The organism is Maritimibacter sp. 55A14, assembly GCF_003122205.1.
In the GTDB taxonomy this organism is placed as follows: Bacteria; Pseudomonadota; Alphaproteobacteria; order Rhodobacterales; family Rhodobacteraceae; genus QEYE01.
The window spans coordinates 223,961-240,008 of record NZ_QEYE01000001.1 but is presented as its reverse complement, the minus strand read 5'-3'; the positions used below and the strand labels follow the sequence as shown (position 1 = coordinate 240,008).

The following is a 16,048-nucleotide window of genomic DNA, read 5'->3' as shown; positions in this document are numbered from 1 at the left end:
ATGGATCGGGCAGAAGTGCCACGGAGCCCGCCCCATGCGCCCCTTTGCATGTCTCATCGTCTGCCTTGCCTGCGGCCTGCTGCTGCTTCTGGTCGCGCCGGTCCGCGCGGGCGAGGGCGGTGCGTTGCTGCCGGGCGCCGGGGTGGAGCGGAACCCGGCACTCGACGCGGGCCAGGCCGCGCGCCTGCTTGGCCACGCGGGTCCGGTACGGCTGGAGCGGCTGGACAGCCCCGTTCCCGGCTGGCGGGTCACGCAGGACGGCGCGCTTCTGGGGTATGTCGGCGCCACATGGGAGGTCGCGGGGTCCGTCGGATATTCGGGCCGCCCGCTCGACGTGCTGGTCGCGGTCACGCCAGAGGCGGGCATCGCGGGCGCCGAACTGGTGCGCCATGACGAGCCGATCCTGACGCTGGGCATTTCAACCGAAGACATCGCCGCTTATGTCGGCGGCTTCGCAGGGCTCGACCTGCGCGAGAGGCACGCGGCGGGTTTCGCGCCGCGCGCCGGGTTGCCCGACGTGATTTCGGGCGCCACGGTCACGACCGGGGTAATCCGGGACGCGGTGTTGCGCACCGCGCGCGTGCTGGCCGAGGGGCACGGGCTGATCGCGGGCGGCGGCGGGATCGACCGTATGGCTTTCGCGCCGCGAGACTGGCAGGGGCTTTTGGCCGACGGCGCGCTGGCGCACACGCGGGTCAGCATGTCGGAGGCCGCCGCCGCGCTGACCGGCGCGACCCATCTGCTGCCCGGCGGCGAGGCGCCGTTCCTGGAGCTATGGGCCGGGGTGCTCGACGCGCCCGTGATCGGGCGCAACCTTCTGGGACAGTCCCGCTATTCACGGATCATGGCCGCACTCGCCCCCGGCGAGGCGGCGCTCTTCGTGGCCTCGCGCGGGCTACATTCGCATCGCGGGCTGGCCTGGCGGCAGAGCGACCGCTTCGACCGGATCAGGCTGGAGCAGGACGAGAGCGTCTTCCGTCCGGCGGCGGACGACTTCACCCGCATCGACGGGCTGGAGATCGCCGGGGCGCCGGAGCTGAAGGAGATCAGCGTCTTCCGCCTGCCGGCGGACCGCATCGAGGCCGCGCGGCCGTTCCGCGTGGTGGTCTCCGCCAGCCGCCCGGCCGCGGCGGGCGGTGCGGTGGGCATGGAGATACCGCTCGACTACAGCCTGCCGGCGGCGCTGCGCCTCGCCCCCGCGCCCGGATCGCTGGCGGAGCCGCTCTGGATATCAGCCTGGCAGGCGCGCCGGGTGGAGATTGCGGGCGTCGCGCTGATGCTGACCATGCTGGCCGGCATCCTTTTCTTCCAGGAGAGCTTCGTGCGCCGCCCCAGGCTCTGGCGCCGGGGACGGACGGCCTATCTGGCGGTCACGCTGGTCTGGCTGGGCTGGATCGCGGGCGGCCAGCTTTCGGTCGTGCAGGTCGTGGCCTTCCTGCAATCGCTGCTGACCGGCTTCCGCTGGGAGACCTTCCTGATCGAGCCGGTGATCTTCCTGCTCTGGGGCTTCGTGGCGCTGGGGCTGCTCTTCTGGGGGCGCGGCGTCTTTTGCGGCTGGCTCTGCCCGTTCGGCGCGCTTCAGGAACTGAGCAACCAGGCCGCGCGGCGGCTGGGCGTGCCACAGATCGCGGTGCCCTTCGTGCTGCATGAGCGGCTCTGGGTCATCAAATACGTGCTTTTCCTGGGCATCCTCGCGCTCTCCTTCTACTCGATGCGCGCGGCGCTGGTGCTGGCCGAGGCCGAGCCATTCAAGACCGCCATCTCCATGCATTTCCTGCGCGCCTGGCCTTTCGTCGCCTTCGCCGCGCTCCTGCTGTTGTCGGGGCTCTTCATCGAGCGGTTCTATTGCCGCTACCTGTGTCCGCTGGGCGCGGCGCTGGCGATCCCGGCGAAGCTGAAACTCTTCGACTGGCTCAGCCGCCGCCCGCAATGCGGTCGCGAATGCCGGCTCTGCGAGCAGCATTGCACGGTGGGCGCGATCGACCCGATCGGGCGGATCAACCCCAATGAATGCGTGCTCTGCCTGCGCTGCCAGGTGAATTTCCACGACGCCGCCACCTGTCCCGTCCTCAAGCGCCGCCAGCGGGGCGGCGCCGCCTCCGGAGTGAACCCATGAGCGATGTCCAGTCCATGTCTCTGCCGCCCGCGTCTGCGCCGCGCTTCACGCGCCTGAGGTTGGTGCTGGGCAGCGGCTTCCGCGTCTTCTTCCTGGGGGCTGCGATCTATGCAATCGTGTCTATGCTGGCCTGGTCAGCCTGGATCGCGGGGCAGGCGTCCGGCGGCGGTTGGCCCGGCTTCGCAGTTGCGCCGCTGCCCCAGCACTGGCACGCGCATGAGATGATCTTCGGCTATGCCGGCGCGGTGCTGGGCGGCTTCTTCCTGACCGCAGTGCCGAGTTGGACCGGCACGCCGGAGGCGCGTGCGCGATTCGTCGCCGCGGCGGCGGCGATCTGGCTCGCGGGCCGGATCGCGCTGTGGTTCTCGGGCCTTCTCGATCCGGTTCTGGTGGCGGTGGCCGACTTGGCTTTCCTGCCGATCCTGGGCCTGAAGATCGCGGTTCAGCTAGCCAAGCGGCCCAAGCCCCAGAACGTGATGCTGCTGGGCCTGCTCGCAATCGTCTGGGGCGGCAACCTGATGACCCATCTGGAATGGACCGGCGTGCTGGAAAACGGCGCCGCGCCGGGGTTGCGTATGGGGCTTCTGGGCGTGGCGGCGGTGATCGCGGTGGTCGGCGGGCGGGTGACGCCGGCCTTCACCCGCAACGCGCTGCGCGCGAGCGGCGAGGAGACGCGCCTGCCGGTAAGCCGCCGCCCGGTGGAGGCCGCGGCCGTCGCGGCGGTGATCCTGACGCCGCTTCTGGCCGGTGCCGGCGCACCGGGCTGGCTGGCCGGCGCGGCCGCGCTGATCGCCGGGGCGGCGCTGGCGCTGCGGCTTGCGGGCTGGCGCGGGGCGCTGGTACTCGACCGGCCGATTCTCTGGTCGCTCCATTTGGGCTTCGGGATGCTCGCGGCGGGCTATCTGGCGCTGGGTCTGGCCTGGCTGGGCCTGCTGCCGGAAAGCGCGGCGCTGCATCTGCTGGGGATCGGAGCGGTGGGCGGGATGACCGTCGCGGTGATGAGCCGCGCGAGCCTCGGCCATACCGGTCGCGCGCTGGTCGCGCCCCGCCCCGTGGCCTGGGCCTACGGGCTGGTGGCCGGTTCGGCGATCCTGCGCGTCGCGGCTTCCTGGGGCGGTGCGGGCTGGTATTTCGGCGCGCTCGGCGGAGCCGCGTTGCTGTGGCTCCTGGCCTTCGGGCTTTTCCTTCTCGCACTGGCGCCGGTGCTCACCCGCCCGCGACTCTGAATTGAGAAAATCGCGAAATTCCTGTACGTTTGACTTTCATCAAGGCCGACGCGGCGCCACCGCGGGACAAGTCGCCTCGTGCAGCGACGGAAAGAAATAATGCTTCGCTTTCTCGGGTTTCTTGCGGCCTTGTCCACGGCCGCGCTGGCGCTATCCGCACCGCTTCGGGCGGCCGATCTGCCCGGTCTCCTGGACCGGGTGGCACCGGGCGATCTGGTGGAGGGCGCCACGTCCTTCGGGCAGATGCGCGAGGATGTGCCGGTGGTGCCGGTGCTGCGGCAGGGCGAGGTCGCGGCCTGGGCTTTCCTGACCTCCGATTTCGCCGGGACCACGGGGTATTCCGGCAAACCGATCCACGTCATCGCCGCGATCTCGCCCGATGCGGTGCTGACCGGCGCGCGGCTGGTGGAACATTCCGAGCCGATCGTCCTGGTCGGTATCCCGGAGGCAAAGATGCGCCGGGTGATCGAGGGCTATGCCGGGCTCGACCTGAAGGCCGAGGCCGAAGCCGGCGGCGAGGCACATGAGCTCGACATCATCTCGGGCGCCACGGTCACGGTCATGGTCATCGACGATAGCCTGGTGCGTGGCGGCCTGAAAGTGGCGCGCGCGCTGGGGCTGGGCGGGCTCGCGCCGGCCGCGCAGTCCGGGCCGCAACGCGCCCTGGCCGGGGGCGAGGGCGAGATCCGCGACTGGCAGGCGCTCACCGGCGACGGATCGGTGCGCGAACTGTCGCTCGATCTGGGGCAGGTGAACGCGGCCTTCGAGGCCAGCGGCGACACCCGCGCCGCCGCCCGGCCCGCAAAGGGCGCGCCGGAGGAGACGTTCATCGATCTCAAGGCCGCGCTGGTCAGCGTGCCCGGCATCGGGCGGTCGTTGCTGGGCGAGGCGGAATACGCAAATCTCCGCAACTGGCTGCGACCGGGCGAACATGCGCTGCTGCTGGCCGGGCGCGGGCGTTATTCCTTCAAGGGGTCTGGCTATGTGCGCGGCGGCATCTTCGACCGCATACAGCTTATCCAGGGCGATCGGTCGGTGCGATTCTTCGACCGCGACCACCGCCGCCTGGGCGAGATCGCCGCCGAAGGCGCGCCCAGCGTGACCGAGCTTGATCTCTTCCGCATCCCCGCAGATGCCGAATTTGACCCGGCCGCGCCCTTTCGGGTGCAGCTACTGGTTCAACGCGCCGTGGGCGCGGTGGAGAAATCCTTCCTGACCTTCGATCTGGGCTACAAGCTGCCCGAGCGGTATCTTGAGCCGCTGGCGCCCGCCCCCGCGCTCGCCGACGCGGCGGAGGAGGCGGCGGCCAAGACCGCGCTCTGGCAGCGTATCTGGCGCGACCGGCAACTGGAGATCGCGGGTTTGCTGGCGATGCTCGTCGTGTTGACCGGCGCCTTCTTCTTCCAGATGCAGATCACCCGCCATGCGCGCGCATATTTCTGGTTCCGCATGGGGTTCCTGACGCTGACGCTGGTCTTCGTGGGCTGGTACGCCAACGCGCAGCTTTCCGTCGTCAACCTGATGGCGCTGGCGGGTTCTCTGCGCTCGGGCTTCACCTGGGATGCGTTCCTAATGGACCCGCTCGTGTTCATCCAGTGGTTCGCCGTGGCTGCCGCGCTCATCTTCTGGGGGCGGGGGGCCTATTGCGGCTGGCTTTGCCCGTTCGGCGCGCTCCAGGAGCTGACCAACCGCGTCGCGCGGGCGCTGAAAGTGCCGCAATGGGAACTGCCCTGGGGCCTGCATGAGCGGCTCTGGCCGGTGAAATACGTGATCTTCCTGGGGCTGTTCGGCCTCTCGCTGGCCTCCATGCCGATGGCCGAGAGATATGCCGAGGTGGAACCGTTCAAGACCGCGATCATCCTGAAATTCGTCCGCGACTGGCCCTTCGTGGTCTTCGCCGTGACGCTGCTGGTGATCGGGCTCTTCGTCGAGCGGTTCTATTGCCGCTACATGTGCCCGCTGGGCGCGGCGCTGGCGATCCCGGCCCGGATGCGGATGTTCGACTGGCTCAAGCGCTACCGCGAGTGCGGCAGCCCGTGCCAGACCTGCGCCAACGAATGCCCGGTGCAGGCGATCCACCCCACGGGCGAGATCAATCCCAACGAATGCGTGAACTGCCTGCATTGCCAGGTGCTCTACCAGTCCGAGGCAAAGTGCCCGGTTGTGATCAGGCAACTGAAACGGCGCGCGAAGGATCGCGCGGCGAACGAGGCCGATGCAGGTGCGATGTCGCGTCTGCTCGGCGCCAAGACAGTGGAAAAGGAGAGCTCCGATGTCTGACGTAACCAAGATGTTCAAGATGAGCCGCCGCAGCATGCTGGGCGCGACCGCCACGGGGGCGCTTGTCGCCTCGACCGGGACCGCCGGGCTTTTCTCGGGCGCGCGCCCCGCCCGCGCCGCGGAGGGCAGCTTTTCCCCGGTGCCGGGCGAGCTGGACGAGTATTACGGCTTCTGGTCCTCCGGCCAGAGCGGCGAGCTGCGCATCCTGGGCTTCCCGTCGATGCGCGAGTTGATGCGTGTGCCGGTCTTCAACCGCTGCTCGGCCACCGGCTGGGGCCAGACCAACGAGAGCCTGAAGGTGCTGACCGAGGGGCTCACGCAGGAGACGAAGGACATGCTGGCCGCGCGCGGCATGAAGACCTACGACAATGGCGACCTGCACCACCCGCACATGTCCTTTACCGAAGGGACCTATGACGGGCGCTATCTTTTCATGAACGACAAGGCAAACACCCGCGTGGCCCGCGTGCGCTGCGACGTGATGAAATGCGACAAGATCCTCGAGGTGCCCAATGCCGGCGACATCCACGGGCTTCGGCCGCAGAAATACCCGCGCACCGGCTATGTCTTCGCCAATGGCGAGCATGAACTGCCGCTGGTCAATGACGGCAAGATCCTCGACGATCCGTCGGAATACGTGAATATCTTCACCGCCATCGACGGTGACACGATGGAGGTTGCCTGGCAGGTGATCGTCAGCGGCAACCTGGATAACTGCGATGCGGACTACCAGGGAAAATACGCCTTCTCGACCAGCTACAACTCCGAGATGGGGATGAACCTGGCCGAGATGACCGCGAGCGAGACCGACCATGTGGTGATCTTCAACATCAAGGAGATCGAAGCGGGTGTCGCCAACGGCGACTACCAGGAACTGAACGGCGTCAAGGTTCTGGACGGGCGCAAGGAGTCGGGCAAGAACTACACCCGCTACGTGCCGATCCCCAACAGCCCGCATGGCTGCAACACCGCGCCAGACGGCAAGCATGTGGTCATCAACGGCAAGCTGTCGCCCACCTGTTCGGTCATCGACGTGACCAGGGTCGATGCGCTTTTCGACAGCGACGCCGACCCGCGCTCGTGCATCGTGGCCGAGCCGCAGCTTGGCCTGGGCCCGCTCCACACCGCCTTCGACGGCAAGGGCATGGCCTATACCACGCTCTTCCTCGACAGCCAGGTGGTCAAGTGGGACATGGAGAAGGCGGTCCGCGCCTATGCGGGAGAGGATGTCGATCCGATCATCTCCAAGGTGGACGTGCATTACCAGCCGGGCCACAACCACACCTCGATGGGCGAGACCAAGGATGCCGACGGCAACTGGCTGATCTCGATGAACAAGTTCTCCAAGGACCGGTTCATCAATGTCGGGCCGCTCAAGCCCGAGAACGAGCAACTCATCGATATCTCCTCGGACGAGATGCAGGTCGTACATGACGGGCCGACCTTCGCCGAGCCGCATGACTGCATCATCGTGCGCCGCGACATCGTGAACCCGGTCAACGTCTGGTCGCGCGACGATCCGATGTTCGAGGATGCCCGCCGCCAGGCCGAAGCCGATGGCGTGGAACTGGAGGACGGCCACCCCGAGCCCATTCGCGACGGCAACAAGGTGCGGGTCTACATGTGGTCCGTCGCGCCCCAGTTCAGCATGGAGAAATTCACCGTCAGACAGGGCGACGAGGTGACGATCTACGTTACCAACCTGGATGATGTGGATGACGTGACGCACGGGCTGACGATCTCGAATTACGGGGTGGCGATGGAGATCGCGCCGCAGGCCACCGCCTCGGTCACCTTCACCGCCGACCGTCCGGGCGTGCACTGGTTCTATTGCCAGTGGTTCTGCCATGCGCTCCACATGGAGATGCGCGGCCGGATGCTGGTCGAGCCGCGAGGCGCCTGAGCCATGCCGGTCCGCGCCCTCTGTCTTGCGCTGCTGCTGTTCGCGCCGGGGTTCGCCCCGGCGGCGGAGCGGGACGTGGCCGCAGGGGGCGCGGGCCTGGCGGAGGCGATCCGCGAGGCCGGGGCGGGGGATACCCTCCGCCTCGGCGCGGGCCGCCATGCGGGCGGCCAGGAGATATCGAAACCGCTGACGCTCACCTGCGCCGAGGGCGCGCGGATCGACGGCGGCGGGCAGGGCTCGGTGCTGACCGTCACCGCGCCCGACGTGACGGTCGAAGGCTGCGCGATCACCGGTTCCGGCGACAGCCATGAGACGCTCGACAGCGGTATAAGGCTGCTTGAGGGTGCTGACCGCGCGCGCGTCACCGGCAACCGGCTGACCGGCAATCTCTACGGTGTGGATGTTCACGGTGCCCGCGATGCGATGGTGGCGCGGAACGTGATCGAGGGCCGGCAGGACCACCGCGTGAACGACCGCGGCAACGGCGTCTATGTCTGGAATGCGCCCGGATCGGACGTGGTGGGCAACGACATCCGCTGGGGCCGCGACGGGATATTCGTCAACACTTCGCGCGACAACAGCTTCCGCGACAACCAGCTCCGCGACCTGCGCTTCGCGGTCCATTACATGTACGCCAACGAGAGCGAAGTGTCCGGCAATGTCTCGATCGGCAACGATCTGGGCTTCGCGGTGATGTATTCGCGGAAGGTGCGGATCACCCGAAATGTTTCGATCCGCGACGACCAGCACGGGATCATGCTGAACTACACCAACAGTTCGGTCGTGGCGGGCAATCTGGTGCGCAACGGCGCGAACCGCTGCCTCTTCATCTACAATGCCCACAAGAACGAGGTCGCCGGAAACCGCTTCGAGGGCTGCGATATCGGGGTGCATTTCACCGCCGGGTCGGAACGCAACGCGATGACCGGAAACGCCTTTGTCGGCAACCGCACGCAGGTGAAATACGTGGGCTCCAAATGGCTGGACTGGAGCCATGAGGGCCGGGGCAATTACTGGAGCGATTTCGCCGCCTACGACATCGACGGCGACGGCATCGCGGATGCGCCCTACCGGCCCAATGACAGCATGGACCATGTGCTCTGGTCGCAGCCGGCGGCGAAGCTGCTGCTGGGCGCGCCCGCGGTGCAGCTTGTGCGCTGGGCGCAATCGGCCTTCCCGGCGCTCCTGCCGGGCGGCGTGGTCGATCCGCACCCGCTGATGCGCCCGGTGGAGATCGACGAGCCCGGCAAGGGGGGCAAGACATGAGCGATCCGACCGATCCCGTCCTGACGGTGGCGGACCTGAGCAAGAGCTACGCCGGGCGCGAGGTGCTGCGCGATCTGAGCCTCGCCGTCGCGGGCGGCGAGCGCGTGGCGCTGCTGGGCCATAACGGCGCGGGCAAGTCCACGCTGCTCAAGCTCATCCTCGGGCTGACGCGGCCCGGCGCGGGGCGCATCCGCGTCGCGGGGGCCGCGCCGGGCGACGCCGCTGCGCGCGCCGCCACCGCCTATCTGCCCGAACAGGTCGCCTTCCACGGCGCGCTGACAGGCCGCGAGCAACTGGAGTTCTTCGCGCGCCTGGCAGGCGAGCCGCTGCGCGTGGTCGGGCCCTTGCTGGAGCGCGTCGGGCTCTCCGCGGCTGCGGATCGCCGCATCGGCACCTGGTCCAAGGGCATGCGGCAGCGGCTGGGGCTGGCGCAGGCGCTTCTGGGCCGCCGCCGCGTGGCGCTGCTCGACGAGCCGACAAGCGGGCTCGACCCGGTATCGCGCCATGACCTCTACGCGGTGGTGGACGAGATGGCCGCGCAGGGGACCGCGGTGCTGACCTCCAGCCATGCGCTGACCGAACTGGAGGCCCGTACCGACCGGATCGCCATCCTGCGCGAGGGCCGGCTGGTGGCCAATGACACGCTCTCGGGACTGACCGCGCGCGCCGCGCTGCCGATCCGAATCCGCCTGACCGCCGGGCCGGATGGTGCCGACGCGCTGCAGGCCGCGCTGGGCGGCAGCCGCATCAACGGGCACGCGCTGGATCTGACCTGCCCCGCCTCCGAGAAGATGGCGCGGCTGGCGCGGATCACCGCCCTGGGCGGGGCGGTCGCGGATGTGGAGATGACGCCGCCCAGCCTGGAGGACATCTATCGCCATTTTGCCACCACGGAGGGCGCGCCATGATCCGCCGCATCCTCGCCGTCACCCGGCTGGAACTGGGCATCCTGCGCCGCAACCGCTGGTTGATGATGGCCACGGCGATGATGACGCTCTTCGCGCTGGCGCTGACGCTGGCGGGCTCGGCCCCGACCGGGTCGCTGGGTGTGGATCTGCTGACCGTTTCGGTCGCCTCGATGACCACGCTGGCGGTCTACCTGGTGCCCTTCATCGCGCTGATGATGGCCTTCGATGCCGTCGCCGGCGAGGTGGAGCGCGGCACGCTGGGCCTGGTGCTGACCTATCCGCTGACGCGCGGCGAGCTGCTGGCGGGCAAGTTCCTGGCGCAACTCGCTGCGCTGGCCTTCGCCACGCTGGTCGGCTTCGGCGCGGCCGGCGCGGTGGCGGCGGCGCTGGGTGGCGCGGGTGCGGAGAGCGTGCTCGCGCTCGCGCGGCTCGTCGCCACGGCGGTGCTTTTGGGCGCGGCCTTCCTGGCGCTGGGCTACGCGGCCTCGGCGCTGGCGGGATCGGCGGCCGGGGCCGCGGGCTTCGCCGTCGGGCTCTGGCTGGTGATGGTGGTGCTTTACGATCTCGGCCTTCTGGGCGCGGTGGTCTATGACGGCGGCGGTGCCTTCACGCGGCATGTCTTTCCGTGGGTCCTGGCGCTCAACCCCGCGGATGCGTTCCGGCTCTGGAATGTCGCGGGATCGGAACAGGTCGCGCTGGCCGGTGGCATGACGGGCGCCGCGGATGCCCTGCCGGGCTGGGCCGCGCCGCTGTCGCTGCTTCTGTGGCCGCTGGCTGGGTTGGCGCTGGCGCGCGCCGCGCTGGGGAGGCTGGAGCCATGATCGCCCGCACGCTTCTGGCCGCCGCGATCCTGATGCTGGCCGCCGCCTGCCGGGAAGAGACTGCCGAGGCACCCGAACCCGCCGCCATGACCGGCGACGCGTTGGGGCATTTCTGCATGATGCAGCTGACCGGCCATGCCGGGCCCAAGGGGCAGATACATCTCGAAGGCGTGCCGGACCCGATCTTCTTCTCGCAGGTCCGCGACGCGCTGGCCTATCTTCGAAGTGCCGAGCGCAGCGCGCCGGTGCTGGCGGTCTATGTCTCGGACATGGGCGCTGCGCCAAGCTGGGAGGCGCCCGGACCGGAGAACTGGATCGCCGCCGATGCGGCGCATTTCGTGCTGGGCGCACAGGTCAGGGGCGGCATGGGCGCGCCGGAAATCGTGCCCTTCGGCACCGCAGAAGGCGCAGAGGACTTCGCCGCGCGCAAGGGCGGCCGGGTGGTGCGGCTCGACGAGATACCGTCGGAGGCCGTGCTCGCCCCGGTCGAGATCGAGCTACCGGAAGGATGAAAGCCATGAGCCAGCAACAGCATCAGAGCCGCCGCCGTTTCATCGCGCTGAGCGCCGCCGCGCTGGCCTGGCCAGCCGGCGCGCGTGCCGCCGCGCCCGCCGCCCGCTGGCAGGGCCGTGCGCTTGGGGCCGAGGCCAGCATGGTGCTGGCCGGTGTCGCCGGGGACGAGGCGCAGGCGATCTTCGCCGATGTTGCGGCCGAGGTCGCGCGGCAGGAGGCGATCTTCAGCCTGCACCGGGCTGGCAGCGCCCTGGCGCAGCTCAACCGCGACGGCGAATTGCCGACGCCGCCACCCGAGATGTTGGAACTGCTCGGGCTCTGCGCCACGCTCCACCGCAAGACCGGCGGCGCCTTCGATCCCAGCGTGCAGCCGCTCTGGATGCTTCATGCCCGCGCGGCGGAACGTGGCAGCCGCCCGGACGCGGCGGCGGTGGCGACGGCGCGCGCTTGCGTTGGCTTCGGCCATGTCCGCTTCGGCCCGGAGGCGGTGCGCTTCGCCCGGCCCGGCATGGCCCTGACGCTCAACGGGATCGCGCAGGGGTATATCGCCGACCGGATTTCGGACCTGCTGCGGGCGCGGGGCTTCGGCGACGTGCTGGTGAACATGGGCGAGGTCGTGGGCAACGGCAGGCGGCCCGATGGCGGTCCCTGGCAGGCCGGGATCGCCGGCCCCGACGGCGCGCTTGTGGGCCGCACCGCGCTCAGCGACCGGGCGCTGGCCACGTCGGCACCGCAGGGCACGCTGCTCGACGCCGCAGGCCGGGTCGGTCATATCATCGACCCGCTGACGGGCCGCCCCGGCGGGCGCTGGCGGGTGGTCTCGATCTCCGCCCCGCGGGCGGCGCTGGCAGACGGGCTCTCCACCGCCTTTTGTCTCATGGACGCGCCCGACATTCACGCTACCTTGGCTGGACAACCGGAAACCCGCGTGGAAACACTGATCTGAAAACCCGTTCCCAAAACTAGGAGGATGACAAGATGAAACTCAAGACCGCCCTGACAGTGGCCTGCCTGGTGGGCATCGCGCTGCCGGCCCATGCCGATGGCGACGCCGAAGCCGGCGAGAAGGTGTTTCGCAAGTGCAAGGCGTGCCATATGATCGGCGAGGGCGCCAAGCCGCGCGTCGGTCCGCCGCTGACCGGGGTCGTGGGCGCCGAAGTCGCCTCCAACGAAGACTTCAAATATTCCGACGCCTTCATGGCGAAGAAGGAAGAGGGCATGGTCTGGAGCGAAGATAACCTGGCCGCCTATCTGGAAAACCCGCGCGATTTCATTCCCGGCAACAAGATGAGCTTCGCCGGTCTGCGCAAGGAAGAAGACCGTGCAGACGTCATCGCCTATCTCGAGACCTTCGAATAGGGTCTGGCGGCACCTCGCGGGTGCCTTGATTTTCGCCGCCGGCCTGAGCGGGCCGGCGGCATCCCAGGATTTCCATAAAATTTTCGAGGCCCGCTGCCTTGCCTGTCACGGACATGCCGGGCCTTTCGTGCGCGAGCGGCTGAGCGTCGTGAACGGCCGGCTCGTGGGCAGCGACGGGCAGGATATCGAAGCCTTCCTGGCCCACCACAAGGGCGGCCTGCAAGGCGCGGAGCTGGAGCTATTCCTGGAGGTTTTCCGCGCGCAGCTTGCCACGGGCGGGCTCTATCGCGAGCGCTGCATCTTCTGCCATGACCCGGCGCGCGATTTCGCCCGGCTGAACCTGATCCACCGCGACGGCCAGCTCCTTGGGCGCTATACCGGGCACGACATCGCGGCCTTCCTGCCCGGCCATGCCCGGCTGACCGAGGCCGAGGCCGCCCGGATGACCGAGACGCTGGGCGCGTTCCTTCGGGGCGGACGCTAGTGTTCACCACCTGACAAAAGGGTCCCAGTCTGCCTCTGGTGCGCCCTCGGTCGCTCGGACGAAGGTCCGAGGGGGCAGAGATGCGGACGGAGCGCTCAATCACTGCGGCTGCGAGGTCAGTGTGCGCAAGCGCAGCATGCTCGACACGACCAAATCACATCGGATTCAGATTTTCGCGTCAGTCATTACTTCGAAAACCGCGGGCAATCCAGCCGAAGACGTAGAGCAGCCCCAAGAGAGCAGCGGGTGGAAGGATAATCACGATGGCAGTATTGACAAATTCGTCCCTCTTCTGCGCCGCAAGCCGTTCCTCAGCTGCGGGAATCTGGGCAATGAGTTCGCGGGAACCTTCAGGGTCTGAATACTCGATCTCTTGAGCGCGTTGCTTTGCATGGTCAATGCCCATGACGATCCTTCCGTGTCGAAGAAACACTTCACCATCCCCGGTCGGGTAGCTCACCCAGAGATTTACCACCCATAACAATACCCACATCAACGAAAATACACCCCAAATACGAATGAATCCGCGGTGCCAGCGAACCTGCCCCATCAGTTTTATTTCCTTCATCACCAAACGGAGGTATGGTCCCCGAGACAACCGACAGTAGTGGGGTAAACTATGAACGCCAAGGAGCTTCTGGCCCAGAAGGTGCTTGTTCGCACGATCAACGAATACTTGCGGCGCAAACTCATTACGCTAGCCGCGAATGGCAATCGCTGGGGCGATCAGCCCGTGATTGAATTCGACATGGACGGGATTCCTGCAGTGGCGAGTGTTGCCGATGTTGGACACGGTGAATTGTCCTTCAAGGCAACTCTTTGGCCCACTGATCACGGAAAGAAATTCATCAATGCCGCACTGGCTGGCGCAAGTAGTCGCCGAGGGATGGGTGGTTTCTACGCAAGCGCATGGTTGGAGCGAAAGAAAGGGGCATGGCTGCAAACTTCAAACGGTCTGAAACAGGTCTACTGCGCCAGGGGCAGGCGGGGGGAGGTTGAAGCGGTGCCGTGGGAAGAGCCGCTTTGGTTTGAGCCAACCGGGAAATTCATGATGTAGTGAAGTGGCTTAGTATCCCGGACAGCTTGGCGGCTTCATGTTGCATCTGCGAAATGCGGCAACTGCTCGCTCGATCAATAAGGGCTCCTAGCCGTCATCTGACCGTTTAGCTCAAGGATGCTGGGCCAATGCCCGATACCCTGCTTCCATCGGGTATCTTATGTCAGGCGGCGAACACCAGCGCCGCGCCTTTCCCCGATCTGCTTGACTTTCGTTAAGGTCTGCGCTGCGCCGCGTGCGCATGGTCCCTGCACCGAAACAACTTCCGCAGGGGAGAGCGCAATGCGCGAAGTCATGACGAAATCCATGGCCCGCAACATATTCTACGGCGGGTCGCTGTTCTTCATCGTCATCTTCGTCGGCCTGTCGGTTCACAGCCACTACTACATCGTGAACACATCGACGGATACGGCGGGACTGACCGAAGAGGTGGCGCGCGGCAAGCGCGTCTGGGAAGAAAACGCCTGTATCAACTGCCACACCTTGCATGGCGAGGGCGCCTATTTCGCCCCCGAGCTGGGCAATGTGATGACCCGCTGGGGCGTCGCCGACGACCATGAGGGCGCCTTCGAAGTGCTCAAGGGCTGGATGGAGGCGCAGCCCACGGGCGTGCCGGGGCGCCGGCAGATGCCGCAATTCAACCTGAGCGACAGCGACATCCGGGCGTTGAGCGAGTTCCTGCTCTGGACCGACCGGATGGACACCCAGAACTGGCCGCCGAACGACGCGGGCTGAGGAGAAAGACCATGAAATACGAGACACAACAGATCGCGAAGGTCTATTTCGTCACCGCGATGGCGCTCTTCGCGATCCAGGTTCTGGGCGGGCTGCTGGCGGGGCTGATCTATGTCGCCCCCAACACGCTCTCGGAGGTGCTGCCCTTCAACATCGTGCGGATGCTGCACACGAACAGCCTGATCGTCTGGCTGATCCTGGGCTTCATGGGGGCGGCCTATTTCCTGATCCCCGAAGAGGCCGAGCACGAGATCCATTCGCCGATGCTGGCCTATGTGCAGCTTGCCATTCTGGTGCTGGGCACGCTCGGCGTCGTCGTGACCTATGTCTTCAACCTCTTCGAGGGAAGCTGGCTGCTGGGCAAGGACGGGCGAGAGTTCCTGGAACAGCCCGGCTGGGTCAAGATCGGCATCGTCGTGGCGGCGCTGATCTTCCTCTACAACGTCACCATGACCTTCCTGAAGGGCAAGAAGACGGCGATCACCAATGTCCTGCTTCTGGGGCTCTGGGGGCTGGCGCTGCTCTTCCTCTTCGCCTTCTACAACCCTGAGAATCTGGGCCTCGACAAGCAGTACTGGTGGTATGTCGTGCATCTCTGGGTCGAGGGTGTGTGGGAGCTGATCATGGCCGCGATCCTGGCCTATCTGATGCTCAAGCTGACCGGCGTGGACCGCGAGGTGGTGGAGAAATGGCTCTATGTCATCGTCGCCACGGCCCTCTTCTCGGGCATCCTGGGTACCGGGCACCACTATTACTGGATCGGCACGCCGGGCTACTGGCAGTGGATCGGCTCGATCTTCTCGGCGCTCGAGGTGGTGCCCTTCTTCGGGATGATGGCTTTCGCCTTCGTCATGGTCTGGAAGGGCCGGCGCGACCATCCCAACAAGGCGGCGCTTCTGTGGTCGCTGGGCTGTGCCACGCTGGCCTTCTTCGGCGCCGGGGTCTGGGGCTTTCTGCACACGCTGCACGGGGTCAACTATTATACCCACGGCACGCAGATCACCGCGGCGCACGGGCACCTGGCCTTTTTCGGAGCCTATGTCTCGCTCAACCTGGCGATCTTCACCTACGCCATGCCGATCCTGCGAAACCGCGATCCCTATAACCAGGTGCTCAACATGGCCTCCTTCTGGCTGATGTCGGGCGGCATGGTCTTCATGACTGTGGTGCTGACTTTCGCGGGCACGCTCCAGACCCATCTCCAGCGCGTGCTGGGCGAGGATTACATGGGCGTGCAGGACCAGCTTGCGATCTTCTACTGGATGCGGCTGGGTGCCGGTGCCGTCGTCGTGCTGGGCGTGCTGGTCTTCATCTACGCCGTGCTCGTCCCGCGCCGGGAGGTGATCTCGGCCGATGCAACCACGCCGGCGGAGTGAGACC

General features: G+C 67.1%; 15 protein-coding genes. 14 read left to right on the top strand and 1 reads right to left on the bottom strand.

The window, feature by feature from the left end; translation table 11 throughout:
• Positions 1-34: 34 nt before the first annotated feature.
• The 11 genes from DDZ14_RS01170 (at position 35) to DDZ14_RS01120 (ending at position 12,876) form a co-directional block, all read left to right on the top strand.
• Positions 35-2,116 (top strand): NosR/NirI family protein, encoded by a 2,082-nt coding sequence (locus DDZ14_RS01170; RefSeq protein WP_109423104.1) that lies wholly within the window; start codon positions 35-37, stop codon positions 2,114-2,116.
• Complete coding sequence (locus DDZ14_RS01165; RefSeq protein WP_233252427.1) at positions 2,113-3,342, top strand: NnrS family protein; 1,230 nt, start codon at positions 2,113-2,115, stop codon at positions 3,340-3,342. Before DDZ14_RS01170 ends, DDZ14_RS01165 begins: the two co-directional genes overlap by 4 nt.
• A 99-nt stretch (positions 3,343-3,441) precedes the next feature.
• Positions 3,442-5,622, top strand: coding sequence for a NosR/NirI family protein (locus DDZ14_RS01160; protein WP_109423102.1), 2,181 nt, complete (start codon positions 3,442-3,444; stop codon positions 5,620-5,622).
• Complete coding sequence (nosZ, locus tag DDZ14_RS01155) at positions 5,615-7,525, top strand: TAT-dependent nitrous-oxide reductase (RefSeq protein ID WP_109423101.1); 1,911 nt, start codon at positions 5,615-5,617, stop codon at positions 7,523-7,525. The genes DDZ14_RS01160 and nosZ overlap by 8 nt, the downstream gene beginning before the upstream one ends.
• Positions 7,526-7,528: 3 nt before the next feature.
• Positions 7,529-8,791 carry a nitrous oxide reductase family maturation protein NosD gene (locus DDZ14_RS01150; protein WP_109423100.1) on the top strand — a complete coding sequence of 421 codons (1,263 nt, stop codon included), beginning with the start codon at positions 7,529-7,531 and terminating at the stop codon, positions 8,789-8,791.
• The gene (locus DDZ14_RS01145; protein WP_109423099.1) at positions 8,788-9,699 is read left to right on the top strand and encodes an ABC transporter ATP-binding protein; all 912 of its coding nucleotides are present in this window, start codon (positions 8,788-8,790) and stop codon (positions 9,697-9,699) included. The genes DDZ14_RS01150 and DDZ14_RS01145 overlap by 4 nt, the downstream gene beginning before the upstream one ends.
• Entirely contained in the window at positions 9,699-10,520 is an 822-nt protein-coding gene (locus DDZ14_RS01140) for an ABC transporter permease (RefSeq protein ID WP_369914283.1), read from the top strand. Before DDZ14_RS01145 ends, DDZ14_RS01140 begins: the two co-directional genes overlap by 1 nt.
• A complete protein-coding gene (locus DDZ14_RS01135) occupies positions 10,517-11,032 on the top strand; it encodes a nitrous oxide reductase accessory protein NosL (RefSeq protein ID WP_199221253.1) in 516 nt (171 codons plus the stop codon). The genes DDZ14_RS01140 and DDZ14_RS01135 overlap by 4 nt, the downstream gene beginning before the upstream one ends.
• Before the next feature lie 5 nt (positions 11,033-11,037).
• Positions 11,038-11,979 carry an FAD:protein FMN transferase gene (locus DDZ14_RS01130; RefSeq protein WP_109423097.1) on the top strand — a complete coding sequence of 314 codons (942 nt, stop codon included), beginning with the start codon at positions 11,038-11,040 and terminating at the stop codon, positions 11,977-11,979.
• A gap of 32 nt (positions 11,980-12,011) precedes the next feature.
• The gene (locus tag DDZ14_RS01125; protein WP_109423096.1) at positions 12,012-12,392 is read left to right on the top strand and encodes a cytochrome c family protein; all 381 of its coding nucleotides are present in this window, start codon (positions 12,012-12,014) and stop codon (positions 12,390-12,392) included.
• A 127-nt stretch (positions 12,393-12,519) separates the two neighbouring features.
• The gene (locus tag DDZ14_RS01120) at positions 12,520-12,876 is read left to right on the top strand and encodes a hypothetical protein (RefSeq protein ID WP_146193044.1); all 357 of its coding nucleotides are present in this window, start codon (positions 12,520-12,522) and stop codon (positions 12,874-12,876) included.
• A 178-nt stretch (positions 12,877-13,054) separates the two neighbouring features.
• On the opposite strand, the gene DDZ14_RS01115 is transcribed toward DDZ14_RS01120, so the two are convergent.
• The gene (locus DDZ14_RS01115) at positions 13,055-13,426 is read right to left on the bottom strand and encodes a hypothetical protein (RefSeq protein ID WP_146193043.1); all 372 of its coding nucleotides are present in this window, start codon (positions 13,424-13,426) and stop codon (positions 13,055-13,057) included.
• Between the two features lie 69 nt (positions 13,427-13,495).
• On the opposite strand from DDZ14_RS01115, the gene DDZ14_RS01110 reads away from it, so the two are divergent.
• The 3 genes from DDZ14_RS01110 to DDZ14_RS01100 all read left to right on the top strand — a co-directional run bounded on the left by DDZ14_RS01110 (position 13,496) and on the right by DDZ14_RS01100 (position 16,044).
• Positions 13,496-13,933: a hypothetical protein gene (locus tag DDZ14_RS01110; RefSeq protein ID WP_109423093.1), complete on the top strand. Its 438-nt coding sequence runs from the start codon at positions 13,496-13,498 to the stop codon at positions 13,931-13,933.
• 282 nt (positions 13,934-14,215) lie between these two features.
• Entirely contained in the window at positions 14,216-14,668 is a 453-nt protein-coding gene (locus DDZ14_RS01105; RefSeq protein ID WP_109423092.1) for a cytochrome c, read from the top strand.
• Between the two features lie 11 nt (positions 14,669-14,679).
• On the top strand, positions 14,680-16,044 hold the full coding sequence (locus DDZ14_RS01100; RefSeq protein ID WP_109423091.1) for a cbb3-type cytochrome c oxidase subunit I: 1,365 nt from the start codon (positions 14,680-14,682) through the stop codon (positions 16,042-16,044).
• Positions 16,045-16,048 lie beyond the last annotated feature (4 nt).

Bases quoted from the DNA above. Each gene is read 5' to 3' on its own strand.
- DDZ14_RS01170 (WP_109423104.1), top strand. From the start codon at position 35: ATGCGCCCCTTTGCATGTCTCATCGTCTGCCTTGCCTGCGGCCTGCTG.
- DDZ14_RS01165 (WP_233252427.1), top strand. From the start codon at position 2,113: ATGAGCGATGTCCAGTCCATGTCTCTGCCGCCCGCGTCTGCGCCGCGC.
- DDZ14_RS01160 (WP_109423102.1), top strand. From the start codon at position 3,442: ATGCTTCGCTTTCTCGGGTTTCTTGCGGCCTTGTCCACGGCCGCGCTG.
- nosZ (WP_109423101.1), top strand. From the start codon at position 5,615: ATGTCTGACGTAACCAAGATGTTCAAGATGAGCCGCCGCAGCATGCTG.
- DDZ14_RS01150 (WP_109423100.1), top strand. From the start codon at position 7,529: ATGCCGGTCCGCGCCCTCTGTCTTGCGCTGCTGCTGTTCGCGCCGGGG.
- DDZ14_RS01145 (WP_109423099.1), top strand. From the start codon at position 8,788: ATGAGCGATCCGACCGATCCCGTCCTGACGGTGGCGGACCTGAGCAAG.
- DDZ14_RS01135 (WP_199221253.1), top strand. From the start codon at position 10,517: ATGATCGCCCGCACGCTTCTGGCCGCCGCGATCCTGATGCTGGCCGCC.
- DDZ14_RS01130 (WP_109423097.1), top strand. From the start codon at position 11,038: ATGAGCCAGCAACAGCATCAGAGCCGCCGCCGTTTCATCGCGCTGAGC.
- DDZ14_RS01125 (WP_109423096.1), top strand. From the start codon at position 12,012: ATGAAACTCAAGACCGCCCTGACAGTGGCCTGCCTGGTGGGCATCGCG.
- DDZ14_RS01115 (WP_146193043.1), bottom strand. From the start codon at position 13,426: ATGGGGCAGGTTCGCTGGCACCGCGGATTCATTCGTATTTGGGGTGTA.
- DDZ14_RS01110 (WP_109423093.1), top strand. From the start codon at position 13,496: ATGAACGCCAAGGAGCTTCTGGCCCAGAAGGTGCTTGTTCGCACGATC.
- DDZ14_RS01105 (WP_109423092.1), top strand. From the start codon at position 14,216: ATGCGCGAAGTCATGACGAAATCCATGGCCCGCAACATATTCTACGGC.
- DDZ14_RS01100 (WP_109423091.1), top strand. From the start codon at position 14,680: ATGAAATACGAGACACAACAGATCGCGAAGGTCTATTTCGTCACCGCG.